Below are 24,477 nucleotides of genomic sequence, written 5' to 3' on the forward strand. Positions count from 1 at the left end.
ATATTTGATAAATAAGGCGTACGTTTTATCCGCGGATAAGGTGCCGCCTTATTCGTCGTCCTCTTGCATGGTCAGGGTCAGCGGCGCTGGCCCCTTGTCCAGATCGTCGATCCGCAAGAACGGCTCTGCCGGTTTCGCCAGACGGTTCCGCACGACCCAGCGCAGCTGGTTTTCGGCCCGCGTGATGGCAACATACGCCAGCCGTTTCCACAGCGGCTGCCCCGCCTCGACCCGGCCCATGCGCGATGCCATTTCGATATCGGGGGCAAAGACTTGGACCGTGTCCCACTGGCTGCCCTGCGCTTTGTGGATCGTCACGGCGGCGCCATGCAGGAACGTCGCGCCCATCTTGGCGGCAAAGGGGATGAACGGCTCTTCATCGCCCTCAAGTTCGATTTTCACGATGCTCGCGGCGGACATCTGCGGGTCCAGTGCGCCCAGCACATGCAAACGGCTGAAACCGGGCCGTTTTCCAGGTCCCAGATAGATAACCTGCGCGCCCTTGATCAGGCCGCGTGCCTCTAGATCGAGCCGCTTTTTACGGTGCTTCACCGGCAATTCGATCCCGTCGCAGATCAGCGGCTCGCCCGGCAGCAGGCTATCGCCCGGCGCGTCATAGGCGGCGCGAAAGGCATGGATCAGGCGGATGCGGGTCTTGTTCGTCCAGACAAGGCAGGGCGAGCGGGCCATCAAATCCGCCTCTACCCGCTGCGCCATGACGACGCGCTCGTCCTTCTCTGCCGCCTCAGCGACCATGCGTTCAAAATGGTAGAAATCCAGCATCGGATCGGCCAGCGCGTGCGCCAGATCAAGGATCGGGCTATCCGCGCTTTGCCGGTGGATGCGGTTCAGCGTCAACACACGCTTTTCGGGCAGCGTTTCAAACACCATGCCGCCACTGGATTGCACAGGGGGCAACTGCGCCGGATCGCCGAACAGGATCAGCGTGGGAAAGATTTCCTGCAAGTCTTCGAACTGCTTGGCATCCAGCATCGAGGATTCGTCGATAAACCCAATATCCAGCGTCTCTTCACGCCGCTTCCAACCGGTGATGAAATCACTGCCGCGCAGACCTGCGGCAGCCAGCGCAGCCGGAATGGATTTGTGCCCTTGGTACGACACATAGGCCCGGTCCAGCGCGACATCGGTCAGCTGTTCCACATCCGGCCGCTCGCCCTGCCCGGCCAGCCATTCGGCGACTTTTTCGTATTCGGGGTCGTAAACGGGGGTGTACAGGATCCGGTGAATCGTCGTCGCCGGTACGCCGCGATTGCGCAGCACGGACGCGGCTTTGTTCGTCGGGGCCAAAATCGCCAGCGTGCGTCGACCGGTCCGCTTTTTGCCCTCGTAGTCACCAGAGACGATCTCGACCCCGGCCTTTTCCAGCGCGCGGTAAAGCTCTGCTAAAAGCATCGTTTTGCCGCTGCCCGCCTTGCCGATCACCGCAAGGACTTCGCTGACGTCGCTTTGCGGCGGCTGCAGAAGGTCATTGTTCAGATCGACGCCGGACTGGCGCAGCGTCATTTCGACACTGTCCCAAGCGGCGGCCTGATCTTCGGAAAAGGTGATGGTGGGGGCGGGTGTATTCATGGCGCGACCCTATCCGCCCCCGCCGCCCCCTGCCAGATGTCAGGCCGCCTTTTCTGACGATGCCTGCCCGATTACATGGCCAAAGGATCGCGCGAACCACGCCTCTGATATGGCAGAGCTAACGCCGGCCCGGCGCAACACCTTCAGCCGGTCATCCGCGCGGTAAGGCCAAAGCCCGACGCTGATCGTATCGCGCCCGGTGCCAGAACTACCGAGCACCTCTGGCGCGGCACCGATGGCGTTGTAGATGCGGATCATGCGGGCATCGAAGACACCCAGCAGATGGGTCAAGGAGAACGCCCGCATCAATTCCCCGCCCGCCAGCATCAGCAGACCAGCGACGCGCGGGCTGGCCCCTTGGGACAGACAAAAGCGGGTGCATTCCCAGATCAGCGGGCTTTTGATTTCGCCGCTCATCAAATCCGCAAAGTGGTCATTCACCATGGTGCGCCCCGACATCGGCAGAAAGCGCATGGACCCGCCGTGCACGCCGGGCGTCTCCTCCCATACAACGTAAAGCGGGTTCATCGCGTCGTATTCATCACGTTTCCAGCCGTTCTTATCGACCGAGACCTCCCACTTCAGGCGGTCGCGGAATTGGGCGGCGCGGTCTTTGTGCATGCTGGCTTGTAGGTCCGGGTGGCGGTGGAAGTCGTTGGCATAGATGTAGCGAATCATGGCGAAGGCCCCTGTCGTTGCGATGGGGTAGTCTTCGGATCACTTGGTTAAGAAAATGATGCCCTGCGAACGGTGCTTAGTCGGGCGCAACATCGGTATCGCCTTGGCGTCCCGGCCAGCCGCCGGGCGCATCTTTGGCAGCGCCGCCGATGATGATCAGCCCTTCGGACAGGGCGCGGGCCACAGCGTGGACGGTGTTGAGGGCACCCAGTTTATGCCGTGCGCTTTCAATATAGGCCCGCAACGTATGTTCGGAAATCGACAGCAAATCAGCGGCTTGAGACCGGGAATAGCCCATGCCCAGAAAGCTGAGCGCATCAACCTCGCGCGGGGATAGCGGGCGTATCGCATCGGGGGTACGACCTGCTTCGATTTGAAGCGCCTTGGCGTTCAGAAAATGGGCGATCACAATCAAGTCGCGCTGGTAATCAGCGGTGAAGGCGTCCCATTCGGCATCTGTCGCAGTGTGCGATAGGGTAAAAAGGGCGAACTGCCCATTAGGGCCGCGTATCGGAATCGTGAAACCCTGATTGCCGACGCCGTGCGCAATCGAATCGGCGCGAAATGCCCGGGCGGCCTTTGACGACCAGTCCATCCGCTTCCAATCGACAGGGTGAAAGCGTTGGAAACAGCCCGACACCACCGGATCGACGCGGATATATTCCATGTCCTGATAGCGTTGCGCCCAGCCGGGGTCGTAGGTTCCAAATCCGTATTGTTCGCCGTCGACGCTGACCCAGTGATAGACGACGTGATCGACATTTAACGCCTGCCGCAAGCTAACGATCAGCTCTTGAAGTTGGTCAAGCTGGTCTGTGGCTTCGAGCCGCTGCAAAAAGCGGTTCAGTTTGTTCCGCATCAATGCGCACCCGGCCTGCGTGGCCCTCGGATGTCGACGCGATTTCTGCCGATGCCACGACTGCGGCTTCACGCATCCGATCCGCCACAAGAGGCAGACCATTTTGGAACGCGAAAGACTCCAAGTCGGCCAGAACGTCGATTATCCACTTATGTCCCACGTTCACACTCCCTTACAAATCGTTAATGAGTCATTAACAACTCAAGGTAGCACGCGTTAATTTAACAAAATACTCACTTCTTAAGCCTCCCCCGATATAGGGGGGTGCCAGCCGCACAAACATTTGACTTCAAACGATGGGCGTCACGGAACCGACTTGACGGGTACCAAAGGCCCTTTGCTGGGCGCAGGGCGTGCAGGTCAGTGATTGGTCATACAGATGAACAGATTCTAAATGGCAAAAGGCGCCCGCAGATGCGGACGCCTTGCGATAGCTTCAGCCGTGTTATTCAGCCGCGCGATTCAAACTGCGCGTCTTCAAAGGTGCGCAAACCGGTGCGCGGGCTTTGCACCAGCACGGCCATGTTGCCGGGCTTATGCTCGTTCTTGCGCATCTTGGTGTGAGCGGCGGGGATGTCGTCCCAGCCGAACACTTCGGACATGCACGGATCAAGGCGGCGTTCGACCATCAGGTTATTGGCGGCAGAGGCCTGCTTGAGGTTCGCAAAGTGGCTGCCCTGCAACCGCTTTTGGTGCATCCACATATAGCGCACGTCAAAGGTCAGGTTGTAGCCGGTGGTGCCGGCGCAGATCACAACCATGCCGCCGCGTTTGCACACGAAGGTTGAGACGGGGAAGGTCGCCTCGCCGGGGTGTTCAAACACCATGTCGACGTTGTTGCCCTTGCCTGTGATCTCCCAGATCGCCTTGCCGAACTTGCGGGTCTCGTTGAACCATTCTTTGTATTCGGGCGTGTTTACCGTGGGCATCTGGCCCCAGCAGCTAAAATCATTGCGGTTCAGCACGCCCTTGGCCCCCAGCGACATGACGAATTCGCGCTTGGATTCGTCTGAGATGACGCCGATTGCATTAGCCCCTGCCGTATTGATCAGCTGGATCGCATAGGACCCGAGGCCGCCGGAGGCCCCCCAGACCAGCACGTTTTGACCGGGCTTCAGGTCGTGCGGTTCATGGCCGAACAACATGCGGTAAGCGGTCGCCAGCGTCAGGGTGTAGCAGGCGGATTCTTCCCACGTCAGGTGCTGCGGGCGGGGCATCAATTGCTGCGACTGCACACAGGTGAACTGGGCGAAAGAGCCGTCAGGGGTTTCATAGCCCCAGATCCGCTGGCTAGGCGAGAACATGGGATCGCCGCCATTGCAGTGCTCGTCATCGCCGTCGTCCTGGTTGCAATGAATCACAACCTCGTCGCCGACTTTCCAGCGCTTCACCTTGTCGCCCACAGCCCAAACGATGCCAGAAGCGTCGGAACCGGCGATGTGGAAATCGGCGCCGTGCACGTCAAACGGGCTGATCGGCACGCCAAGGCCCGCCCAAACGCCATTATAGTTGACGCCAGCGGCCATCACCATGACCAGCACTTCATGACTGTCGGGCTTGGGGCAGGCAACGATTTCGACCTCGAACGCCTTTTCAGGCTCGCCGTGCCGTTCGCGCCGGATCGTCCAAGCGTACATCTGGTCCGGCACATGGCCAAGGGGCGGCATTTCACCGATTGCGTAAAGGGGCTTTTGGCTCGCCTTGGTGGCGGGGTCCAGATCAAGGGGCATGTCCGTCTCCATCATTGCATCCATCATATTTTTGCCGCGCTGCAGAGTCGGCTTCTGTGCCTGAGTATGCAAGCGCAGCGTAATGATGCAACCCCAAAGCGGAGTATTTTGTAATTTAATTACGTAACGGATTCTTCGTCTGGAAAGTGGTGCGCGATGGAATTGGCGTAGTAGGTCAAGATGTCCTGCCCGCGTTCGGTGATCGTGATGGCTTGGGGCGTGACGGCGACCAGCCCGCGTTCTGTCAGCCGGGACAGGGTGTCATCGACGAGGATAGAAGGGCTGCGCTGCGGCAGCGGCATGTCGCGGGTGTGCAGTGCGTCAAGGCAGATGGTCGTCTGCGTCAGCAGCTCTGCCGGGGATAGGCCAGGGCTGCGCAGTAAAAGACGCGCGATCAGCGGGGTGGCCAGAACAGGGACGACGGCGCGGACCCGGTCCATCAATTCAGTCGCCACGACCTCTGTCCGATCGCCCGTCAGGTCTGGGTGCGCCTTAAGGAAGAGCGAGAGTTCGAGGGGCTCGCCAAAGCCGACAGAGGCGGTGCCGAAACCGTCAAAGCGCCGGGTGATGCGTTGCCAAAGATGCCAAGAAATCCCGCGTAACACAGTCATCGCAGGCGGACGAAAGCGCCGGACGCCGCGTTTATCAGCGCCGATCAGGAATTGGTCTTCGAGCACACGGTCATAATTCAGTCCTACGGGGACGAAGATTACGTCCCGCCCACCCGGGCGATAATTACTGACGATGTAGTTCAGCAGGCCCAGCTTGGGCGGCTTCACCTCTCCGTTCAAGGATAGGCCGCCTTCGGGGAACATGGCCTGCGTGACGCCTGCATCGGTGGCCATCTGGACGTAGCGGGCCAGCACCCGGCGGTACAAATCACCGCGCGACCGGCGGCGGATAAAGTAAGCGCCAAGCGCGCGGATCAGCGCGGATAGCGGCCAAACCCGCGCCCATTCGCCGACCGCATAGGACAGCGCGCCAGCGCGGCTGACCAGATAGGTGACAAGGACGTAATCCATGTTGCTGCGGTGGTTCATCACGAAGATGATCGTCGCCTCTGGGTCAAGCTGGTTCAGTTCTTGGCGTGGAAAAGTCGCGATGCGAACGCGGTATAGTGTGTTGGACAAAAACCGCGCGACCCGCATCCCGAAAGAGAAATAGGCCGTCGCAGAAAAGCTAGGGACGATTTCGCGGGCGTAGCTTTTGGCTTTTTCAAAGGCGACGTTTTCGGGAACGTCGTGTTCGTGGGCATAATCGACAATCGCCTGCGTCACCTCTGGATCATAGATAAGTCGCTGGATCATGTCGTAGCGGCGCGCGAGCTTGAACGGCTCTATCGGGCGCGCAAGACGCTGGTTCAGCCGCGCAATGACCCGCTCTGCCCTTTTGCGAAAGAACCAGCGGACAGAAGGAAACAGGAAATGCGACGCAAAGGTCACGGCCGCGAACAGCACAATAAGGACAAAGGCCCAGGCCGGCAGGGTCACGGAATGCGTCATGGCGGAACCGTGACAGGTTTGCGCCGCCTCGTAAATCCCGCCATGCCGCAGCGCAGCGCTTGACGGCGGTTCAAAGTTACATATAACCGACACTCAACGTAATAAAGTTGCGCAATGAATGACGGAGATTCCCCAATGACCGACCGCCCTTGGCTGTTTCGCACCTATGCTGGTCACTCCACCGCGAAAGCGTCGAATGCGCTATATCGCGGCAATTTGGCAAAGGGGCAGACCGGATTATCCGTGGCCTTCGATTTGCCGACGCAAACGGGGTATGACAGCGATCATGAATTAGCGCAGGGCGAGGTCGGTAAGGTCGGGGTCCCAGTATGCCATTTGGGCGATATGCGGATGCTGTTTGCAGATATTCCGCTGAACCAAATGAATACCTCGATGACGATCAACGCGACGGCGCCTTGGCTTTTGTCGCTTTATATCGCGGCGGCGCAGGAACAAGGGGCCGATATTTCGGCCCTGCAAGGCACCGTGCAAAATGATATCATCAAAGAATACCTGTCGCGGGGCACTTATATTTGCCCCCCTGCCCCGTCGTTGCGGATGATTACCGATATCGCGGCCTATACCCGTGAATTCCTGCCCAAATGGAACCCGATGAACGTTTGTTCATACCATTTGCAAGAGGCCGGCGCGACACCGGAAGAGGAATTGGCATTCGCACTTGCAACCGCAACGGCAGTGCTGGACGATTTGAAAGGCAAAGTACCCGCAGAGCATTTCCCGCAAATGGTCGGACGAATCTCTTTCTTTGTGAACGCGGGGATTCGTTTCGTGACAGAGCTGTGCAAAATGCGCGCCTTTGTCGCCCTATGGGATGAAATCTGCCGCGAACGCTACGGGGTAGAGGACGCCAAATATCGCCGCTTTCGCTATGGCGTGCAGGTCAATTCGCTTGGGCTGACGGAACAGCAGCCAGAAAACAACGTCTATCGCATCCTGATCGAGATGCTGGCCGTGACCTTGTCGAAAAACGCCCGTGCACGGGCTGTGCAATTGCCCGCTTGGAATGAAGCGCTGGGTCTGCCGCGGCCTTGGGACCAGCAATGGTCCCTGCGCATGCAACAAATTCTGGCCTATGAGACGGACCTTTTGGAATTTGACGATCTATTCGACGGCAACCCGGCGATTGATCGTAAAGTGCAGGCTTTGATGGACGGTGCGCGCGCAGAATTGGCAACAATTGACGGCATGGGCGGCGCGGTCGAAGCGATTGCCTACATGAAAGGGCGATTGGTGAAATCCAACGCCGCCCGTATCCGCGGGATCGAAACCGGCGCCACAACAGTGGTGGGGGTGAACAAGTGGGAAAGCGGCGAGCCATCACCGCTGACCGCTGGCGACGATGCCATCATGGTATCCGACCCAGCGGCAGAGGCGGACCAGCTTGATCGCCTTGCAAAATGGAAGGCCGCGCGCGACCCCAAAGCGGTTGAGGCTGCCCTGACAGCCCTGCGCAAGGCCGCACAAGATGGCACAAATATCATGCCCCCCTCGATTGATGCGGCAAGGGCCGGCGTGACAACAGGCGAATGGGCCGACGTCGTGCGGGCGGCCTTTGGCCAATACCGCGCGCCCACGGGTGTCAGCCACGCGCCGTCAAATCGCACAGAAGATCTGGACGAGATTCGCGCGCGCGTGGATGCGGTTTCGGCGAAATTAGGGCGCCGGTTGAAGTTTCTCGTCGGAAAGCCCGGCTTAGACGGTCATTCCAATGGCGCGGAACAAATTGCAACTCGTGCGCGTGATTGCGGAATGGATATTGCCTATGAGGGTATTCGCCTGACTCCTGATGAATTGGTGCGGGCCGCGCAGGATGACGAGGCCCATGTCATCGGCCTTTCGATCCTTTCGGGGTCACATATACCTCTTATTGAAAGCTTTATGCTGAAATTACAGGCTGCTGGGCTTGGGCATATTCCCGTTATTGCTGGCGGCATCATTCCTGACGAAGACGCGCTGCGCTTGCAGAAAATGGGCGTTGCCCGCGTTTATACGCCAAAGGATTTCCGCCTTAATCGCATTATGGAAGACATCGTGACTTTGGTTGACCGGCCAGAAGTCGCTGCACTATAGGACAGCATTAACTAAATATTATCGACTTCGGTACAAATGCATTATATCGGGCCTATTGGGACTATTCCCGGCGCCTTTTTCAGGAGTTGAATATGAATGCCGATCTAAAATCTATGACCCGCAAGGATCTGGAAAAACTGCGCAAGGACGTCGATGCCGCGCTGAAGAGCGTCGAGAGCCGCGAATTGAAGATGGCCCATGACGCCGCTGCAAAAGCAGCCGCTGATTTCGGCTATTCGTTGAGCGACCTGGCCGATATGGCTGGCAGCAAAAAGCGTGGCGGCAGCGGTCCAAAGTCCGTTTCTGCGCCTAAGTATCGCAATCCTGCCGACGCAACACAGACCTGGACCGGCAAAGGCCGCCAGCCTGAATGGTACAAGTCGGAAATGGCAAACGGCACAGATCCCAGCACGCTGGAAATCTAAATCTATCGCTGATGGCGTCGCAATGCCTCGAAGGTATATTCTTCGGCAACCTCGCCATCAGCCTCTTTGCGGAATTGGGGTGCGACAGGTAAACACCCTAAACCACAAATCTGCCGCGATACCCGTGTGCGACCGTTGATAAACCACAACCGTCCACCAGGCGTTGCCACATATCCATTCATATAGGCGGCGCTATCGCTTTCCACGTCAATCGTGCTGGGCATTTCGTTGAAATAGCCCTCATCGAATGTGCCATGGGTATGATAGGACGCGATCACCGCAATGTCGTCCGGGAAGCGCGCGGCGCAGCTAGCCATATCGCCAGCCACCGGATCGCTGCTGATCAATGTGCCGTCCCGGGTCAGCCCAAGATAGCCGCAGTATTCACGTTTTTTCTTGAACGACAGCGTTTGTAGATCGCTCAGCACAGTGCGGGCCAGGGCCAATTCTTGCGCGTCTTGCGCCGTGGCGGGGGCGGCCAGTAGAAGCGGCAGAAAGATCACGTAGCGTAGCATGGCTTTTCTTTCGATGCGGTTTCCAGCAATACTCGGTCGAAACAACAAGGAAACCAAGACATGACTATTCATATTGGCGCAAAACCCGGTGATATCGCTGAAACCGTCCTGATGCCGGGCGATCCTTACCGCGCCAAATGGGCGGCAGAGACGTTTTTGACCGACGCCGTTTGCATTAACGAAGTACGCGGGATGCTGGGCTACACGGGCATGTGGAATGGCAACCGCGTCACCATTCAAGGTTCGGGCATGGGTATGCCGTCGATGTCGATTTATGCGAACGAGCTGATCAAGGATTACGACGTCCAGACACTGATCCGGATTGGCAGCTGCGGCGGCATGCAGGATCGAACCAAGGTGCGCGACGTGGTGCTGGCAATGACGGCCTGCTCTTCCGGCACCCCGTCGGACACGATCTTTCGCGAACTGAACTACGCCCCCGTCGCCGATTTCGGCCTGCTGCAGGCGGCCCATGCTGCGGCGACAAAGCGCGGCACCCCAACCCATGTCGGCAGCATCTATTCCTCTGACACCTTCTATGCCGAACGTACCGACCTTACGGAACAGATGATCCGTCATGGCGTTCTGGCAGTCGAAATGGAAGCGGCAGAGCTTTATATCCTTGCCGCCCGTTACAAGCGCCGCGCCTTGGCCGTGATGACCGTCAGCGACCACATCATCACCGGAGAGGCGCTGCCGTCCGATCAACGCGAGCGTAGCTTTGGCGATATGGTTGAAATCGCGCTGGAAGCCGCTTTCGCCTAAACGCCGTGGCTGCGTGAATACGAATTTAGGGGCGGCTCCTGCCAAGGTTCCGCCCCTTTTGGATCCAGCACCTCCATCGCGAGGGGATAGCAGACCGCCGTGTCGGACGAATGCTGGGCGCTGCAGTCACCACCGGGACAGGCCGACAGGACCGCAAGCAGGTCAATTTCCGCAAGAAGGTCTAAGTAGTCGCCCTTGCGCACGGGGCTGGCTTTCATGAAGTACTGCCCGGTGTCTGCGGTAAAACCGGTGCACATGAAAACGTTCAGCACATCATGCACATGCGGTTCCGCATCCAGCAGCGGCAGGCCAGACGCATCAGCCAAGGCGCGGGTCAGGTTAGAATGGCAGCAGTGATGGTAATCACCCCCGCCGAGCAGCCGCGCCGTATAGGGATCGCAGCGCGTCCCGATCACGTCGTGCACCGCACCGCCATATGCATCCCGCCCGTACCATCCCAGCGTGTCATGCGTGACTGTCGCCATAGGGCGCAGATAGGGGAAGTTCGACCAAAGCTGGTCGCCAGTGGTGACATGGCTGCCGTGCAGGGCGCGAGTTTTGCCAGAATAGAACCGCTCTGACAGGTCATTTGCGTTGAACAGGTTCAAATCACCCACCTGCGGCCCGTCCAGGCAGTGAATGCGCAGCACCTGCCCCGCCTTCACGCGGATCGATGCGGCCTCTCGGGCAGGAACAGTGACGCGAGACACCGGCACAAGCGGTAAGGCACCGCGATCCAATGCGGCTTGCGGTACAGCCAAGCTGTCATTGGGATAACAGATGACCGGCGCGATGTCCCGCAGCGCCTGTGCGTCCAAAGGCTCGCCCATGTCGTTCCTCCCTTTTTTCTAAGTACTCAAAACAAAACGCCGCCCACAAGGGACGGCGTTTGCGTTGTAACGTCCAGTCAGGATTAAACGATCCGCTCGACCATCATGTGCTTGATCTCTGCAATCGCCTTGGCCGGGTTCAGACCCTTAGGGCAAGCCTTGGCGCAGTTCATGATCGTGTGGCAGCGATACAGTTTGAACGGATCTTCCAGATCATCCAGACGCTCGCCCGTCGCCTCGTCGCGGCTGTCAACGATCCAGCGGTGCGCCGCCAGCAAGGCAGCTGGGCCAAGGTAGCGGTCAGAGTTCCACCAGTAAGACGGGCAACTGGTAGAGCAGCAGGCGCACATGATGCACTCGTAGCGACCATCTAGCTTTTCACGGTCCTCGATCGACTGCTTCCACTCTTTCGCGGGAGCATTCGTCTTGGTTTCGAGCCACGGCATGATGCTGGCGTGCTGCGCATAGAAATGCGTCAGATCGGGGATCAGGTCCTTAACCACAGGCATGTGCGGCAGCGGATAGATCTTGATATCGCCCTTGGCTTCATCAAGGCCAGAAATACAGGCCAGCGTGTTCACGCCGTCGATGTTCATCGCGCAGGATCCGCAGATCCCTTCGCGGCAAGACCGGCGGAACGTCAGGGTCGGGTCGATATCGGTTTTGATCTTGATCAAAGCGTCCAGAACCATCGGGCCGCAAGTGTCCAGATCGACAAAATAGGTATCCAAACGCGGGTTTTTGCCGTCGTCAGGGTTCCAGCGATAAACCTGCACCTTTTTCGTGTTCTTGGCACCGTCTGGCTTGGGCCAAGTCTTGCCCGTCACCATGCGGCTGTTTTTGGGTAGCGTGAATTCAACCATGTCTCAGGCTCCTGTCTGCAAACGGCCTTACCGGGCTGCGGTAGGCGAATAAGGGGTCAGCGGCGCGGCACCGGACAACCGGGTGTAGCATTCCGCATAAACGACGGCCGGATCGCGGCCGCGCAAGAAATCGTCCGTCACACCGATCGAGATGCCAGAGCGCAGCCCGTTACTGCTAGAGGCACCGACAGTGACCTGACCGGTCGGTCCGGCCGCTGCGCGTGCCTCTTGGCTGCACTTGGCTTCGACCTGTTGCAAGGTCGGTGGCGTGGGCGGAGTGCAAGCCGCCAACACCGCCAAACCCGCAATCAGGCCGAAAGCGCGCATCAGTACACCCGCTTTTTCGGTGCGATCTTTTTCAGGTCGATCCCGCCTTCAGCTTCGGTGGTGAGCGGGTCCATGTGGACCGGACGATAGGTCAGGTTCACATTCGCGCCGTCCACTGTCGCAAGGCTGTGCTTGCGCCAGTCTGCGTCGTTGCGATCAGGGTAATCCTCGTGCGCGTGGGCACCGCGGGATTCCTTACGCGCCTCGGCAGAGACGATGGTCGCCAGCGCGTTCGGCATCAGGTTTGTCAGTTCCAGCGTTTCCATCAGGTCGCTGTTCCAGACAAGGCTGCGGTCGGTCACGTGCAGATCGTCCAGCTTGGCGGCGATCTTTTTCATCGCTTCCACGCCTTCGGCCAGCGTCTTATCCGTACGGAAGACGGCGGCGTCGGCTTGCATGGCCTCTTGCATTTCAAGGCGCAGGGCAGCGGTCGGGGTGCTGCCATTGGCGTTGCGCAGTTTGTCGAAACGGTCGAACGCCGCATCAACGGACGCTTGGTTCAGCGGCGCGTTTTCCGTGTTTGGGTCAACGATTTCGCCAGCTTTGATCGCGGCGGCGCGGCCAAAGACCACGAGGTCGATCAAAGAGTTAGAGCCAAGACGGTTCGCACCGTGCACAGAGGCGCACCCTGCCTCGCCCACGGCCATCAGGCCAGGCACGACGGCATCGGGGTTTTCGTCCGTCGGGTTCAGCACTTCGCCCCAATAGTTCGTGGGGATGCCGCCCATGTTGTAGTGAACGGTCGGCTGCACCGGGATCGGCTCTTTGGTCAGATCGACGCCAGCAAAGATACGGGCCGATTCGGTGATGCCCGGCAGGCGCAGGTCCAGCGTTTCCGGCGGCAGGTGGTTCAGGTTCAGGTGGATGTGGTCCTTTTTCGGGCCAACACCGCGGCCTTCGCGGATTTCCATCGTCATGCAGCGGGATACGACGTCGCGGGACGCAAGGTCCTTATAGGTCGGCGCATAACGCTCCATAAAGCGCTCGCCCTCGGAGTTGGTCAGGTAACCACCCTCGCCGCGCGCGCCTTCGGTGATCAGGCAGCCAGCGCCGTAAATGCCGGTGGGGTGGAACTGCACGAATTCCATGTCCTGCAGTTTCAGGCCCTGACGGGCGACCATGCCGCCGCCGTCGCCGGTGCAGGTATGGGCAGAGGTCGCGCTGAAGTAGGCGCGGCCATAGCCGCCCGTGGCCAGCACGACCATCTTGGCGTTAAAGACGTGCATGGTGCCGTCGTCCAGCTTCCATGCGACAACGCCTTGGCACTGACCGTCTTCGCCCATGATCAGGTCGATGGCGAAGTATTCGATGTAAAACTCGGCCTTCTGCTTCAGCGACTGACCATACAGCGTGTGCAGGATCGCGTGGCCTGTGCGGTCGGCTGCGGCGCAGGTGCGCTGCACGGGGGGGCCTTCACCGAATTCGGTGGTGTGGCCGCCGAAGGGGCGCTGATAGATCGTGCCTTCTTCTGTCCGGGAAAACGGCACGCCGTAGTGCTCTAGCTCATACACAGCCTTGGGGGCTTCACGCGCGAGGTATTCCATCGCGTCGGTGTCGCCCAGCCAGTCAGAGCCTTTGACGGTGTCATACATGTGCCACTGCCAGTGGTCAGGGCCCATGTTGGACAAGGACGCAGCGATGCCGCCCTGGGCCGCAACGGTGTGGGACCGGGTCGGAAACACCTTGGTGATGCAGGCGGTTTTCAGGCCCTGTTCGGCCAGACCCAGCGTCGCACGCAGGCCAGAGCCGCCAGCGCCGACAACGATCGCGTCATAAGTGTGGGTTTCGTATTCGTAAGCAGCCATCGGTCAGTTCCTCAAGCGATTCAAAGGGCAAGGCTAGCGACGGCAAGAACGCCGGCCGCAGCTGCGGTATAGGACAGGCAGATCATCGCGATGATCGCGACCTTCTTGGCTGTGCCGTGAACGTAGTCTTCGATCAGGGTCTGCACACCACCGCGAAAGTGGATGAAGCCGACAGCGATTGTCAGCAATGCGACGATCGCCGGGAACGGACGCTGATAATAGGCGACGACATCTTCATAGGGCGCGCCGTAGATGCTGCCGAAGGTGAAGATGAACAAAGGGATCAGGCCAGCAAGTGCGACAGAGCTGATCATCATGTGCCAGTGGTGCTGGGTACCGGATTTTGCGGAACCCATGCCAGCGGCGCGTTTACGGTCGGTCATATAAGCCATGGTCAGAACCCCTTACAGCACGATGACAGTGAAAATCGTCAGCAGCACGGCGATCAGCACCATGGCCTGACCGAACGTTTCCGACTTGTCGACATCTAGCATGCGGCCGCTGTCCCAGATCAGGTGACGGATGCCAGCGAGCGTGTGATACCAGATCCCCGCGACAGAGAAGAACATGATCAGATCGCCAAACCAGCTGGTGATGAAACCATCAGCGGTGGCAAAGGCGTCGGGGCCGGTCGCAGCGGCGACAAACCACCATACGATCAGCAGCGCGGTCACAATCAGCGCATTGCCGGTGATCCGCGTAAAGATCGACGTCATCGACGTCCACTGCGGACGGTAAATCGTCAAATGCGGCGAAAGCGGGCGATTGCCCCGGTTTGCATCAGCCATGTCAGTTCCCTTAAGCTACGGCATCCCGCGTCCGGGTGCGCAATTGGTCTAGTTCTGCACCATCACGAACGCGAAGTCACGCGCAGCGGCGGTCAAATTCTGCGCGATAACGCCGCGCCCGGCGGATTTTGGGCGTTTGTGATCACGTATTTTCAAGGCGTGATCACAAAACTTGTAGTCGAGGTTATCGCGCCCCTTAAAGTGGCATCAGCGCCCAATAATCCAGATCAAGAAGAACATCGGGTAAATATTTGCCGTCATCATCCCGCAATTCGCCAGCGGTGCCTTTTGTCGCGACCAGACGCAGGCGGATTGCGCCGATGCCCGGGGCAGTGGTTTCAGCGGTATTCAGCACTTCGGACCAGGCCCGCACCGTGTCGCCTGCAAAGCAAGGATTAGCGTGGGCCCCGCCATTCAGCGCAACGATCAGCTGCGCATTGGCTAGTCCATTAAAAGACAACGCGCGGGCAAGGCTGATGACGTGGCCGCCATAAATCAGCCGCTTGCCGTCAGGACGGTTGGTCGCGTCAAAGTGGACCTTGGCAGTGTTCTGCCACAGGCGGGTGGCCAGCATATGTTCTGCTTCTTCCACAGTGACGCCGTCGACGTGGTCGATAATATCGCCAACCTTATAGTCGCTCATGCGGTGCGGCTCGCCCGCGAGGGCGAAGTCGTAGTTGGTGAAATCCAGCCCGCGGGGGATGACCAGATCAGTGGCAGCAACGCTACCCGATAGATCAGGAATGACGGTTTGCGGCGCAGGGCCATCACCGCGTTTGCGGACCATGACCCAGCGAACATAGGACAACAGGACTGCGCCGTGCTGATTGCGACCAGTGGTGCGGACCCACACGACGCCGCTTTTGCCGTTGGAGTTCTGCTTCACGCCGATCACTTCGGACGTGGCCGTGATGGTATCACCCGGCCAAAGCGGGGTTTCCCAGCGGCCTTCGGCGTAACCAAGGTTGGCGACAGCGTTCAGGGACACATCGGGCACGGTTTTGCCAAAGACGGTATGGAAAGTGACCAGATCGTCCAGCGGGCTGAACGGCAAACCGCAGCTTTGCGCAAAGGTATCGGCAGAATGCAGGGCGTGCCGCGCGGGGTAAAGCGCGTGATACAGCGCCCGTTCCCCCATTTGGATCGTACGCGGCACGGCGTGGGTAATGACATCGCCGACCGCGTAATCTTCGAAAAAGCGGCCGGCGTTGGTTTTGGTCATTGCTGCCCCAGCTTCATATCGGCGTGATAGTCGACCGAAATGTCCTTGGTCACGGCCTGCCCGCAGCGCATGACGCCGTTCGCCTGATCAAAGGCGTAGGTAGGCGTGCCATAGAGCTCCCACCCTTTGGACAGGGCGTCAGAGACTTTGTGGCAGAAGGCAGAGGTGTCGTCTTCGGTCAGGAGGCGATAGATTTTGGTCATGATTTATCCGAATGGGTTGTAGCCAAGAGCGATGTGAATACCGGCAGCGACGATAAATACGACCAGCGTCGCGACAACTGCAATGATTTCCGATTTGATGGGTGGCGCGTGATAAGCGCCGCGCGGGCCCAGCGCCTTGTTCAGCACAAAGATTTCCGCCACGGCCCAGACCAACAAACCGCCAAACAGCAAGAAGGACGGGGTGTCGCCGTTCACCAGCAAATGCGCCACAGCCCAAACGATGACGGCGGTTAATTGCGGATGACGGATCGCACGGGTGACGCGGGTGCCTTTGCCAGAGGCGGCAAAAAGGTAGAAGGCCAGCAAGACCAGTAGGTTATTGATACCTGTCATCGCGGGCGTGCGGCCCCAGTACACAGCGCCGTCGGCGGCGCGGTAGCCGATTACCATGCAGACGATGCCAAGCACCGACAGGATTGCCACGGCAGTCCGTCCCTTTGGCCCCATGGCATCGCGGCTTTCAGGTGCAAGCCGCTTCCACAGGTGGCTGCCTGACCACAAGATCAGGCCCAGTAGGATTAGTGTCATGTGCGCTCCAATGCGGCGATAGCGTCTGCTTTCGCCAGCGTGGCCCGGGCCGTGACGATATGCAAGTTCTCGACGATGCGGCCGTCCAGAACAGCCACCCCCTGCCCTTCGGCCACGGCGGCGTCGAAGGCCGCGATCTGGCGGTGGGCAAGGTCGATATCCTCGGCCGTTGGGCCAAAGACAGCGTTGGCCGTGTCCAATTGCGCTGGATGGATCAGGGACTTGCCGTCAAACCCCATGTCGCGCCCTTCAATGCATTCGCGCTGCAGGCCGTCCTGATCTTGATAGGCGTTATAGACGCCGTCGATGGCGACAATCCCAGCGGCGCGCGCAGCCAGCAAGCAGTGCTGTAGCGCAGTGGTCAGGGCGGCGCGGGTGCGACTGCCCATATCCTTGGCCAGATCGTTGGTGCCAATCACGAAGCCTTCAAGCCGGGGATGGGCGGCGATGGTTTGCGCGTTCAGGATGCCCAGCGGGGTTTCCATCATCGCCCAAAGTGGCAGGTCCGGCACCAAATCGGCGACGGCATCCAGATCGGCGGGACTGCTGACCTTGGGCACCAGCACGCCATCACAGGGCATCTTTGCTGCGGCGCGGGCATCATCAGCGCCCCAGTCTGTGTCCAGCCCATTGATCCGCACCAGCTTTAGCCGCCCACCATAGCCGCCCTGCGCCAAGGCATCATGCAAGTTGCTGCGCGCCTCGATCTTGGCATCGGGGGCGACTGCGTCTTCAAGGTCGAACAGGATGACGTCGCAGGTCAGCCCGCGCGCCTTGTCCAGCGCACGCGGTTTAGAGCCTGGTATATAGAGGGCAGAGCGGGTGGGACGGGTTTGCATTTTCAGCCTCGCAATAAGATTGCGCGAAATTGATCAAATGAGACGCAATAGTTCAACCCCAAAATGCCGCAGCGCAGCGTGTTAACCCTGCCGCGCGGTGCCTGACGGGCTGATTTACCACGGCAGCGCAGGATTGGGGCATGCAATCAAAGGACACGCCATGCGCCGCCATATGACCCACCTGCTGTTGACCTTTAGCCTTTTCATGATGCTCGCTCCGCGTGTGTTCGCGCAAGGGGCGGTCTGCCTGTCATCGGCCGACATGCCTGCCGCGTTGGCGCGCATATATAAAGAGCATCCATTGGCAACGGCACTGACACCGCAGAACCTGTTGATCGATATCTATGTCAGCGCAAAGGGCACATGGACGATGACCATAACCCAGCCCGGCGGGCCTGCTTGCATTATCGCATCAGGCCACGATTTCAGCCTGATGCACCGCGACGGGCTGGTTCCCGCGACCCCGACCTAGGCACTGGCGGTTTATCGCCGCCGCGCAAATATTAACCCAACGATGTGCAACCAAACGCGAAATAGCGGCGTTGTGTGGACATAGAAGGGCTAGAAGCTCTGGCCCATGAAACCACTCGTTAGGAACCAGTCATGAAACGTTTTCTTGCAACTACCGCGATTGCTCTTGTTGTTGCCAACGGCGCATTTGCTGAAAGCCACGTCGCTGCTGATGGCACTGCCACTGACGGCGCAATGACCACCGAAGCGCCCGCAACCACTGACGGCACATTGGCACCAGAAGCCACAACCGACACAATGGCCCCGACTGATGAAGCCATGCCAGCCGAAGAGATGCCAGCCGACACCATGACCGAGACGACAACGGAAGAGATGACGGACACGATGTCCGACACTGACGCCACATCGACCAACATGGAATCGGCCGACACCATGGACGGTGCAGGCGCGCCAATGATGGAAAAGGACGGCTACACCACAGCCGTGAACGCGGACGTCACAGCAGAAGAGCTGACCGGCCTCGATATCTATGGACCGAATGACGAAGAAGTTGGCGAAATCAGCGATCTGATCATTGCCGAAGACGGCACAGTGACCGACGTGATCGTTGACGTAGGCGGTTTCCTGGGTCTGGGCGAAAAGCCAGTGTCCATCGCCTATGATGACGTACAGCTGATGAAGCAGACCGACGGCGACGACATGCGCGCCTATGTGTCGATGACCGAAGAGCAGCTGGAAGAGCTGCCCCAGTACGAAGCACCGATGAACTAATCCACGCTGGATTTGTGATCAGGCCGCCCCATCGTGGGCGGCCTTTTTCGTTTTGGCTTAAGCTTAAGTCAGCGCTTGCCAGAGCAGACGGGTGCCGGTCGCCAGTAACAAGACATACGTCAGGCCGAAGAACACTCGGTCCGATACATAGTTGTGTGCCCGCACGCCGATATACGTGCCAGCGATGGCAAACGGCGCGAGGAACAGATCTGCCATTGCGGTCTGCGCGTTAAAGATCCCCAGAAAGAAATAGGGTACGAACTTCATCAGGTTGATCGCCCAGAAGACGATGACTGTTGTGGCCTGATAGGTCGTCTTGGGCACGTTTTGGCCTAGCAGAAAGACCGCGACCGGGGGGCCTCCAGCGTGGCTGACGAAGCTGGTGAAACCGGCGGTCAGCCCTGTGACCCATGCCCAAGGGCGGGAGAATTTGAAGCTGCCGACGCGAATTATCCCGCGCGACCGCCCGACCTGCCAGATCACGAAGGCGATGCAGATCACCCCGATCAGCAGACGAAACGAATCTGCGTTTACAGCGGCGTATATAAACGCACCCAGCACGACGCCCGGCACCGCACCGATCAAGATATGCAGCGACGATGGGGCGTCCCACTTGCGCCAATAAGGCCGCAAGGATGTGACATCGATCAGCATCAGCAAGGGCAACATGATGCCCAGCGCCGCCCCCGGCGGCACCACTAGCGCCAGCACGGCAGAGGCGGCAAAGGCGGCCCCAGACCCGAAGCCCGCCTTGGAAATAGCCGCAAATAGGACCGCCGGAATGGCAAGCGCGAAAAAAAGTAGATCGAAGGTGATCATCATCGAAACCTTATGAAAGATAGCCTTCGCCGGGTGAAATTACGCTGGCGATTAAGACCCGGAAAAGGGTGTTCTTGGCTGTCCCCTTGCACCCCTTATGTCAAAGGAATAACCAGCTCGCCAAGTTCAACCCGCATATTAGCAGGAGCCTTCCTATGGCCAGACCCAAGATTGCACTTATCGGCGCCGGACAAATCGGTGGTACGCTTGCCCACCTCGCAGCTGTCAAAGAACTTGGCGATGTCGTCTTGTTCGACATCTCCGAAGGCACGCCGCAGGGCAAAGCGCTGGATATCGCCGAATCGGGCCCCTCGGCCAAGTTCGACGGCTCTTTTAAGGGCACGAATGATTACGCCGATATCGCGGGCGCTGACGTCTGCATCGTGACCGCTGGTGTACCGCGCAAGCCGGGCATGTCGCGTGATGACCTGCTAGGCATCAACCTGAAGGTTATGAAATCCGTTGGCGAAGGCATCGCAGCCCATGCGCCGAACGCTTTCGTGATCTGCATCACCAACCCGCTGGACGCGATGGTCTGGGCGCTGCGCGAATTCTCTGGTCTGCCGCACAAGATGGTTTGCGGCATGGCTGGCGTGCTCGACTCTGCCCGCTTCCGCCACTTCTTGGCTGACGAATTCAATGTGTCCATGCGCGACGTGACAGCATTCGTACTGGGCGGCCACGGCGACACCATGGTGCCGCTGGCCCGTTATTCCACCGTTGGCGGCATTCCTCTGCCCGATCTGGTCGAGATGGGTTGGACCACGCAGGACAAGCTGGACGCCATCGTGCAGCGCACCCGTGACGGCGGCGCAGAGATTGTTGGCCTGCTGAAGACCGGCTCTGCCTTCTACGCCCCCGCAACATCCGCGATCGAGATGGCCGAGGCTTTCTTGAAGGACCAGAAGCGTCTGCTGCCTTGCGCCGCGCATGTTGACGGCGCTTACGGCCTTGATGGTTTCTATGTTGGCGTGCCGACGATCATCGGTGCTGGCGGCATCGAGCGTGTGGTCGAGATCAAGATGGACAAGCCCGAGCAGGCGATGTTCGACAAGTCCGTCGACGCCGTGAAGGGCCTTGTCGCCGCATGCAAAGAAATTGACCCGACGCTGGCCTAATCGCCGCATCAGGACATAATGCTTGAAAGCCGCGCCGCAGAATTTGCGGCGCGGCTTTTTCAATTTTGCACGATGCGCCCTGCCCTTGTCAGCGATGGCTTGCGCAAAAGGTCCACGGGGGTGCGCACATTTCAGCGCAGGGTTGGCCGACCCATGAGTCGATTGCGCAGCTTGGCGGGCGGATTATTAAGAAATCGTCCACGCCTGCTGAAATAATCAGCTTTGTGATCACACGTTTCGTGGCTGTGATCACAAATGTCGGATTTATTGTCAGGAACAGCGTCCAGTAGTTTTTTGTTAAATCCAGATATGGTTCAAGGCTACAAACCCAATCGGACAAGGGACGCGACATGAACATTCACGAATACCAGGCCAAGGCACTTCTGCGGACTTACGGGGCCCCGGTCAGTGACGGCCGCCCGGTCACGAAAGCCGAAGACGCGAAATCCGCGGCTGGCGAACTCGACGGCCCGCTGTGGGTGGTCAAGGCACAAATCCACGCAGGTGGTCGCGGCAAGGGCCACTTCGTCGAGGCTGACGCCGGCGAAAAGGGCGGTGTTCGCCTGACCAAGTCGGTTGAAGAAGCCGCACAGGAAGCCAAGAAAATGCTCGGCCGCACGCTGGTTACGCACCAGACTGGCCCCGCTGGCAAGGTTGTGAACCGCATCTACATCGAAGACGGCTCTGGCATCGAAACAGAATTGTATCTGGCCCTGCTCGTTGATCGTCAGACAAGCCGCATCAGCTTTGTCTGCTCGACCGAAGGCGGCATGGACATCGAAGAAGTCGCAGCCAGCACGCCGGAAAAGATCCTGTCGTTCAGCGTCGATCCCGCCACCGGCTATCAGGCATTCCACGGTCGCCGCGTTGCGTTCACGCTGGGTCTGACTGGCGGTCAGGTCAAGCAGTGCGTCACCCTGATGGGTCAGCTTTACAAAGCCTTCACCGAGAAGGACATGGAAATGCTGGAGATCAACCCGCTGATCGTGACCGACAAGGGCGATCTGAAGGTTCTTGATGCCAAGATCAGCTTTGACGGCAACGCCATGTACCGCCACCCCGACATCGCATCCCTGCGCGACGAGACGGAAGAAGACCCCAAGGAACTGGCCGCATCCAAGTACGACCTGAACTACATCGCGCTGGACGGCGAAATTGGCTGCATGGTCAACGGTGCTGGTCTGGCCATGGCAACGATGGACATCATTAAGTTGTACGGCGCAGAGCCTGCCAACTTCCTCGACGTGGGCGGCGGCGCGACCAAGGAAAAGGTTACGGAAGCGTTCAAGATCATCACCTCTGACCCCAACGTCAAAGGTATCTTGGTCAACATCTTCGGCGGCATCATGCGCTGTGACGTCATTGCCGAAGGCGTGATCGCTGCAGTGAAAGAAGTCGGCCTAAAGGTTCCGCTGGTCGTGCGCCTTGAAGGTACGAACGTGGAGAAGGGCAAAGAGATCATCCGCAATTCCGGCCTTGATGTGATTGCTGCCGACGACCTGAAGGACGGCGCGCAGAAGATCGTGAAGGCGGTGAAGGGGTGATTCGTTCCGTCGCTCTGCTTGCGACGCTTGGCCTGACGGCAGCCTGCAGTGATGCCGGCGAAGTCAGGTCCGGGCCGCAGTCGCAAAGCCCGTCTGGTGGGGCCGCGCTGGCCACACCTGTGACGATCTTGCCTGCAAGTGAACAGGCCGCGACGGACGTCATCATCGTAGAGTCTGCGCAACCCGCCCCCACAGGCGAGATCAATGCCGGAGCGGCCTTTGGCCGTCAGGCTGGTCTGATCATCGCGCAGGCCATGTTCCGCTAATTTCCGGCGGGCGACCGCCAAGACACAATATACGGAGGCCCCAATGGCCATTCTCGTCAACGAAAACACCCGCGTCATCTGTCAGGGCTTCACCGGCTCGCAGGGCACATTCCACTCTGAGCAGGCCATCGCCTATGGCACCAAGATGGTCGGCGGCGTGACCCCCGGCAAAGGCGGTCAGTCGCACCTTGACCTGCCGGTTTTTGATTCGGTCCACGAAGCACGTGCACGCACCGAAGCAAATGCCTCGGTCATCTATGTTCCGCCGCCCTTCGCAGCCGATTCGATCCTAGAGGCGATCGACGCCGAGATGGAGCTGATCATCTGCATCACCGAAGGCATCCCCGTGCTGGACATGATGAAGGTCAAGCGCGCGCTGGAAGGCTCCAAGTCCCGCCTGATCGGCCCGAACTGCCCCGGCGTCATCACCCCCGACGCTTGCAAGATCGGCATCATGCCCGGCCACATCCACAAACGCGGTAGCGTTGGTGTTGTGTCCCGCTCCGGCACGCTGACCTATGAGGCCGTCAAGCAGACGACCGATTCGGGTCTGGGCCAGTCCACAGCTGTCGGCATCGGCGGCGACCCCATCAAGGGCAGCGAGCACATCGACATCCTCGAGATGTTCCTAGCTGACCCCGAAACACACTCGATCATCATGATCGGTGAAATCGGTGGTTCTGCTGAAGAAGAAGCCGCACAGTTCTTGGCTGACGAGCGTAAAGCGGGCCGTTGGAAGCCAACCGCGGGCTTCATCGCTGGCCGCACCGCACCTCCGGGTCGCCGCATGGGTCACGCTGGTGCCATCGTGGCTGGCGGCAAGGGCGACGCCGAAAGCAAGATCGAAGCGATGAAAGCCGCTGGCATCATCGTCGCGGATAGCCCTGCGACGCTGGGCGAGGCCGTTCTGGCAGCTATTGCAAAGTAAGGCTCGCTTGCAATGAACGCGCAAGACACATCCACTGGCCGCTACGCCCAGTTCGCTGACATCCGAAAGGAGGTTAGTGAACTGGGCGGGCAGTATATCGAGCTGCCAACCCATGTGATTGTGCATATCCCTGGGAAGGATCGCCTTGTGGCGACCTTTGACAATCGTGCCGCGTTGAACAGCAATGATCAGCGCCGGCCGTGGGGCGACAAGTTAATACTAGAGCAGGGCTGGGGCTGTTTGGGCGTCATGGCGATCGAGCAAAATTGGTATCGCTGCCCTGATCTTTATCCCACCCTTGAAACGCTTGTCGCCAACACGCTGGTGCCCGCCTATAGCGGGTTCAGCTTATACGGAAATTCCATGGGTGGATTCGGTGCACTCACATTTTCGCGCTTGTTCCCCGATCCAATCACCGTCACGTTCAATCCGCAAACTTCGCTGATCCATGATGTCGTGCCTTTTGAACGTCGGTTCGAACCAGGTCGCGGGCTAGGCGATTGGACCGGTCCCTATGTCGACGGGGCGGAAGGTGCAGCTTGCGCCGCCAAAAATTATGTCTTTTACGACCCTATGGTTGTCGAAGACAAGTTGCACGCGCTTCGCCTCGTCGGGGCAAATTCGGTCATGTTTCCCTGCCCGTGGCTGACCCACCCGTTCATGCCGGTGCTGGCTTCGATGCAACTTCTTAAACCATCGGCGGTCTCCGCGCTTGAGGGGACACTGACCCGAAAAACATTCTTCGACGATTTTCGTCGTCGTCGTTTCTCTGATCGCTATATGCAAGAACTTCTGACAGCCGCTGTTTCACGTGGGCACAGCCGCCTAGCGCGGGCGGCTTTGGAGAAGCGTCTATTGCAACGACAAAGCAATCAGCGAGATCTACTCGAAGGCATCGTTGCCGCCGGTGGACACCTATGACCTCTAACCGCCCTCCCATTTTTGGGTCCGTGACCCCTTTAACCACCCGTGCTGTCCG

Annotated in this window: 27 protein-coding genes; 10 read left to right on the top strand and 17 right to left on the bottom strand. The window is 59.2% G+C overall.

Features of this window, described 5'->3' with window-relative positions:
* Nucleotides 1–48: 48 nt before the first annotated feature.
* The 5 genes from BM131_RS11280 to BM131_RS11300 form a co-directional block, all read right to left on the bottom strand.
* Complete coding sequence (locus tag BM131_RS11280; protein WP_090189506.1) at nt 49–1,590, bottom strand: ATP-dependent DNA helicase; 1,542 nt, start codon at nt 1,588–1,590, stop codon at nt 49–51.
* Nucleotides 1,591–1,629: 39 nt separating this feature from the next.
* The gene (locus tag BM131_RS11285; protein ID WP_090189507.1) at nt 1,630–2,268 is read right to left on the bottom strand and encodes an acyl-homoserine-lactone synthase; all 639 of its coding nucleotides are present in this window, start codon (nt 2,266–2,268) and stop codon (nt 1,630–1,632) included.
* Between the two features lie 76 nt (nt 2,269–2,344).
* A complete protein-coding gene (locus tag BM131_RS11290; RefSeq protein ID WP_090189509.1) occupies nt 2,345–3,127 on the bottom strand; it encodes a helix-turn-helix transcriptional regulator in 783 nt (260 codons plus the stop codon).
* A 449-nt stretch (nt 3,128–3,576) separates the two neighbouring features.
* The gene (ccrA, locus tag BM131_RS11295; protein ID WP_090189742.1) at nt 3,577–4,857 is read right to left on the bottom strand and encodes a crotonyl-CoA carboxylase/reductase; all 1,281 of its coding nucleotides are present in this window, start codon (nt 4,855–4,857) and stop codon (nt 3,577–3,579) included.
* A 119-nt stretch (nt 4,858–4,976) separates the two neighbouring features.
* Nucleotides 4,977–6,359 (bottom strand): 1-acyl-sn-glycerol-3-phosphate acyltransferase, encoded by a 1,383-nt coding sequence (locus BM131_RS11300; RefSeq protein ID WP_090189511.1) that lies wholly within the window; start codon nt 6,357–6,359, stop codon nt 4,977–4,979.
* 135 nt (nt 6,360–6,494) lie between these two features.
* On the opposite strand from BM131_RS11300, the gene BM131_RS11305 reads away from it, so the two are divergent.
* Together BM131_RS11305 and BM131_RS11310 are read left to right on the top strand one after the other, a co-directional pair.
* Nucleotides 6,495–8,450 (top strand): protein meaA, encoded by a 1,956-nt coding sequence (locus tag BM131_RS11305; RefSeq protein WP_090189513.1) that lies wholly within the window; start codon nt 6,495–6,497, stop codon nt 8,448–8,450.
* Between the two features lie 92 nt (nt 8,451–8,542).
* Nucleotides 8,543–8,875, top strand: a complete 333-nt coding sequence (locus BM131_RS11310; RefSeq protein WP_090189515.1) for an H-NS histone family protein — start codon at nt 8,543–8,545, stop codon at nt 8,873–8,875.
* Nucleotides 8,876–8,877: 2 nt separating this feature from the next.
* Here BM131_RS11310 and BM131_RS11315 read toward each other — a convergent pair whose 3' ends face one another.
* The gene (locus BM131_RS11315; RefSeq protein WP_175499295.1) at nt 8,878–9,390 is read right to left on the bottom strand and encodes a DUF4329 domain-containing protein; all 513 of its coding nucleotides are present in this window, start codon (nt 9,388–9,390) and stop codon (nt 8,878–8,880) included.
* 60 nt (nt 9,391–9,450) lie between these two features.
* On the opposite strand from BM131_RS11315, the gene deoD reads away from it, so the two are divergent.
* Nucleotides 9,451–10,155, top strand: coding sequence for a purine-nucleoside phosphorylase (gene deoD, locus BM131_RS11320; RefSeq protein ID WP_090189520.1), 705 nt, complete (start codon nt 9,451–9,453; stop codon nt 10,153–10,155).
* Here deoD and BM131_RS11325 read toward each other — a convergent pair.
* The 10 genes from BM131_RS11325 to BM131_RS11370 form a co-directional block, all read right to left on the bottom strand.
* Nucleotides 10,152–10,985 (bottom strand): urea carboxylase-associated family protein, encoded by an 834-nt coding sequence (locus BM131_RS11325; protein WP_090189522.1) that lies wholly within the window; start codon nt 10,983–10,985, stop codon nt 10,152–10,154. The genes deoD and BM131_RS11325 overlap by 4 nt on opposite strands.
* An 83-nt stretch (nt 10,986–11,068) precedes the next feature.
* Complete coding sequence (locus BM131_RS11330) at nt 11,069–11,848, bottom strand: succinate dehydrogenase iron-sulfur subunit (protein ID WP_090189524.1); 780 nt, start codon at nt 11,846–11,848, stop codon at nt 11,069–11,071.
* Between the two features lie 27 nt (nt 11,849–11,875).
* Complete coding sequence (locus BM131_RS11335) at nt 11,876–12,175, bottom strand: hypothetical protein (RefSeq protein ID WP_090189526.1); 300 nt, start codon at nt 12,173–12,175, stop codon at nt 11,876–11,878.
* On the bottom strand, nt 12,175–13,980 hold the full coding sequence (gene sdhA / locus BM131_RS11340) for a succinate dehydrogenase flavoprotein subunit (RefSeq protein WP_090189528.1): 1,806 nt from the start codon (nt 13,978–13,980) through the stop codon (nt 12,175–12,177). The genes BM131_RS11335 and sdhA overlap by 1 nt, the downstream gene beginning before the upstream one ends.
* A gap of 20 nt (nt 13,981–14,000) precedes the next feature.
* On the bottom strand, nt 14,001–14,372 hold the full coding sequence (sdhD, locus tag BM131_RS11345; protein WP_090189530.1) for a succinate dehydrogenase, hydrophobic membrane anchor protein: 372 nt from the start codon (nt 14,370–14,372) through the stop codon (nt 14,001–14,003).
* Nucleotides 14,373–14,384: 12 nt separating this feature from the next.
* Nucleotides 14,385–14,768 carry a succinate dehydrogenase, cytochrome b556 subunit gene (gene sdhC / locus BM131_RS11350; RefSeq protein WP_090189532.1) on the bottom strand — a complete coding sequence of 128 codons (384 nt, stop codon included), beginning with the start codon at nt 14,766–14,768 and terminating at the stop codon, nt 14,385–14,387.
* Nucleotides 14,769–14,964: 196 nt separating this feature from the next.
* On the bottom strand, nt 14,965–15,990 hold the full coding sequence (locus BM131_RS11355) for a MaoC family dehydratase (protein WP_090189534.1): 1,026 nt from the start codon (nt 15,988–15,990) through the stop codon (nt 14,965–14,967).
* Entirely contained in the window at nt 15,987–16,193 is a 207-nt protein-coding gene (locus BM131_RS11360) for a DUF1737 domain-containing protein (protein WP_090189536.1), read from the bottom strand. The genes BM131_RS11355 and BM131_RS11360 overlap by 4 nt, the downstream gene beginning before the upstream one ends.
* Before the next feature lie 3 nt (nt 16,194–16,196).
* Complete coding sequence (locus BM131_RS11365; protein ID WP_090189538.1) at nt 16,197–16,742, bottom strand: NnrU family protein; 546 nt, start codon at nt 16,740–16,742, stop codon at nt 16,197–16,199.
* Nucleotides 16,739–17,581 carry an HpcH/HpaI aldolase/citrate lyase family protein gene (locus BM131_RS11370; protein WP_175499297.1) on the bottom strand — a complete coding sequence of 281 codons (843 nt, stop codon included), beginning with the start codon at nt 17,579–17,581 and terminating at the stop codon, nt 16,739–16,741. The genes BM131_RS11365 and BM131_RS11370 overlap by 4 nt, the downstream gene beginning before the upstream one ends.
* Nucleotides 17,582–17,741: 160 nt before the next feature.
* On the opposite strand from BM131_RS11370, the gene BM131_RS11375 reads away from it, so the two are divergent.
* Nucleotides 17,742–18,053, top strand: a complete 312-nt coding sequence (locus BM131_RS11375; RefSeq protein WP_090189542.1) for a hypothetical protein — start codon at nt 17,742–17,744, stop codon at nt 18,051–18,053.
* A 131-nt stretch (nt 18,054–18,184) separates the two neighbouring features.
* Nucleotides 18,185–18,823, top strand: coding sequence for a PRC-barrel domain-containing protein (locus BM131_RS11380; protein WP_090189544.1), 639 nt, complete (start codon nt 18,185–18,187; stop codon nt 18,821–18,823).
* 63 nt (nt 18,824–18,886) lie between these two features.
* On the opposite strand, the gene BM131_RS11385 is transcribed toward BM131_RS11380, so the two are convergent.
* Nucleotides 18,887–19,642, bottom strand: coding sequence for a sulfite exporter TauE/SafE family protein (locus tag BM131_RS11385; RefSeq protein WP_090189744.1), 756 nt, complete (start codon nt 19,640–19,642; stop codon nt 18,887–18,889).
* Between the two features lie 155 nt (nt 19,643–19,797).
* On the opposite strand from BM131_RS11385, the gene mdh reads away from it, so the two are divergent.
* The 5 genes from mdh to BM131_RS11410 all read left to right on the top strand — a co-directional run bounded on the left by mdh (nt 19,798) and on the right by BM131_RS11410 (nt 24,419).
* Nucleotides 19,798–20,760 (top strand): malate dehydrogenase, encoded by a 963-nt coding sequence (mdh, locus tag BM131_RS11390; RefSeq protein ID WP_090189546.1) that lies wholly within the window; start codon nt 19,798–19,800, stop codon nt 20,758–20,760.
* A 350-nt stretch (nt 20,761–21,110) separates the two neighbouring features.
* Nucleotides 21,111–22,304 carry an ADP-forming succinate--CoA ligase subunit beta gene (gene sucC, locus BM131_RS11395; RefSeq protein ID WP_090189548.1) on the top strand — a complete coding sequence of 398 codons (1,194 nt, stop codon included), beginning with the start codon at nt 21,111–21,113 and terminating at the stop codon, nt 22,302–22,304.
* Complete coding sequence (locus BM131_RS11400) at nt 22,301–22,570, top strand: hypothetical protein (RefSeq protein WP_090189549.1); 270 nt, start codon at nt 22,301–22,303, stop codon at nt 22,568–22,570. The genes sucC and BM131_RS11400 overlap by 4 nt, the downstream gene beginning before the upstream one ends.
* Before the next feature lie 43 nt (nt 22,571–22,613).
* Complete coding sequence (gene sucD / locus BM131_RS11405; RefSeq protein ID WP_090189551.1) at nt 22,614–23,498, top strand: succinate--CoA ligase subunit alpha; 885 nt, start codon at nt 22,614–22,616, stop codon at nt 23,496–23,498.
* A 12-nt stretch (nt 23,499–23,510) separates the two neighbouring features.
* Nucleotides 23,511–24,419 (top strand): hypothetical protein, encoded by a 909-nt coding sequence (locus tag BM131_RS11410; protein ID WP_090189553.1) that lies wholly within the window; start codon nt 23,511–23,513, stop codon nt 24,417–24,419.
* The last annotated feature ends 58 nt before the right edge of the window (nt 24,420–24,477 follow it).

The sequence above is a fragment of the Loktanella salsilacus genome (assembly GCF_900114485.1).
Taxonomy (GTDB): domain Bacteria; phylum Pseudomonadota; class Alphaproteobacteria; order Rhodobacterales; family Rhodobacteraceae; genus Loktanella; species Loktanella salsilacus.

Excerpts from the sequence above, each read along its gene's own strand:
- BM131_RS11410 (WP_090189553.1), top strand. The coding sequence starts at position 23,511 with ATGAACGCGCAAGACACATCCACTGGCCGCTACGCCCAGTTCGCTGAC.
- sucC (WP_090189548.1), top strand. The coding sequence starts at position 21,111 with ATGAACATTCACGAATACCAGGCCAAGGCACTTCTGCGGACTTACGGG.
- BM131_RS11335 (WP_090189526.1), bottom strand. The coding sequence starts at position 12,175 with ATGCGCGCTTTCGGCCTGATTGCGGGTTTGGCGGTGTTGGCGGCTTGC.
- BM131_RS11305 (WP_090189513.1), top strand. The coding sequence starts at position 6,495 with ATGACCGACCGCCCTTGGCTGTTTCGCACCTATGCTGGTCACTCCACC.
- BM131_RS11290 (WP_090189509.1), bottom strand. The coding sequence starts at position 3,127 with ATGCGGAACAAACTGAACCGCTTTTTGCAGCGGCTCGAAGCCACAGAC.
- BM131_RS11325 (WP_090189522.1), bottom strand. The coding sequence starts at position 10,985 with ATGGGCGAGCCTTTGGACGCACAGGCGCTGCGGGACATCGCGCCGGTC.
- BM131_RS11360 (WP_090189536.1), bottom strand. The coding sequence starts at position 16,193 with ATGACCAAAATCTATCGCCTCCTGACCGAAGACGACACCTCTGCCTTC.
- BM131_RS11385 (WP_090189744.1), bottom strand. The coding sequence starts at position 19,642 with ATGATCACCTTCGATCTACTTTTTTTCGCGCTTGCCATTCCGGCGGTC.
- BM131_RS11355 (WP_090189534.1), bottom strand. The coding sequence starts at position 15,990 with ATGACCAAAACCAACGCCGGCCGCTTTTTCGAAGATTACGCGGTCGGC.
- BM131_RS11310 (WP_090189515.1), top strand. The coding sequence starts at position 8,543 with ATGAATGCCGATCTAAAATCTATGACCCGCAAGGATCTGGAAAAACTG.
- mdh (WP_090189546.1), top strand. The coding sequence starts at position 19,798 with ATGGCCAGACCCAAGATTGCACTTATCGGCGCCGGACAAATCGGTGGT.
- BM131_RS11380 (WP_090189544.1), top strand. The coding sequence starts at position 18,185 with ATGAAACGTTTTCTTGCAACTACCGCGATTGCTCTTGTTGTTGCCAAC.
- deoD (WP_090189520.1), top strand. The coding sequence starts at position 9,451 with ATGACTATTCATATTGGCGCAAAACCCGGTGATATCGCTGAAACCGTC.
- BM131_RS11330 (WP_090189524.1), bottom strand. The coding sequence starts at position 11,848 with ATGGTTGAATTCACGCTACCCAAAAACAGCCGCATGGTGACGGGCAAG.
- BM131_RS11315 (WP_175499295.1), bottom strand. The coding sequence starts at position 9,390 with ATGCTACGCTACGTGATCTTTCTGCCGCTTCTACTGGCCGCCCCCGCC.
- BM131_RS11375 (WP_090189542.1), top strand. The coding sequence starts at position 17,742 with ATGCGCCGCCATATGACCCACCTGCTGTTGACCTTTAGCCTTTTCATG.
- BM131_RS11300 (WP_090189511.1), bottom strand. The coding sequence starts at position 6,359 with ATGACGCATTCCGTGACCCTGCCGGCCTGGGCCTTTGTCCTTATTGTG.
- sdhA (WP_090189528.1), bottom strand. The coding sequence starts at position 13,980 with ATGGCTGCTTACGAATACGAAACCCACACTTATGACGCGATCGTTGTC.
- sdhD (WP_090189530.1), bottom strand. The coding sequence starts at position 14,372 with ATGGCTTATATGACCGACCGTAAACGCGCCGCTGGCATGGGTTCCGCA.
- BM131_RS11285 (WP_090189507.1), bottom strand. The coding sequence starts at position 2,268 with ATGATTCGCTACATCTATGCCAACGACTTCCACCGCCACCCGGACCTA.
- ccrA (WP_090189742.1), bottom strand. The coding sequence starts at position 4,857 with ATGCCCCTTGATCTGGACCCCGCCACCAAGGCGAGCCAAAAGCCCCTT.
- BM131_RS11370 (WP_175499297.1), bottom strand. The coding sequence starts at position 17,581 with ATGCAAACCCGTCCCACCCGCTCTGCCCTCTATATACCAGGCTCTAAA.
- sucD (WP_090189551.1), top strand. The coding sequence starts at position 22,614 with ATGGCCATTCTCGTCAACGAAAACACCCGCGTCATCTGTCAGGGCTTC.
- sdhC (WP_090189532.1), bottom strand. The coding sequence starts at position 14,768 with ATGGCTGATGCAAACCGGGGCAATCGCCCGCTTTCGCCGCATTTGACG.
- BM131_RS11280 (WP_090189506.1), bottom strand. The coding sequence starts at position 1,590 with ATGAATACACCCGCCCCCACCATCACCTTTTCCGAAGATCAGGCCGCC.
- BM131_RS11365 (WP_090189538.1), bottom strand. The coding sequence starts at position 16,742 with ATGACACTAATCCTACTGGGCCTGATCTTGTGGTCAGGCAGCCACCTG.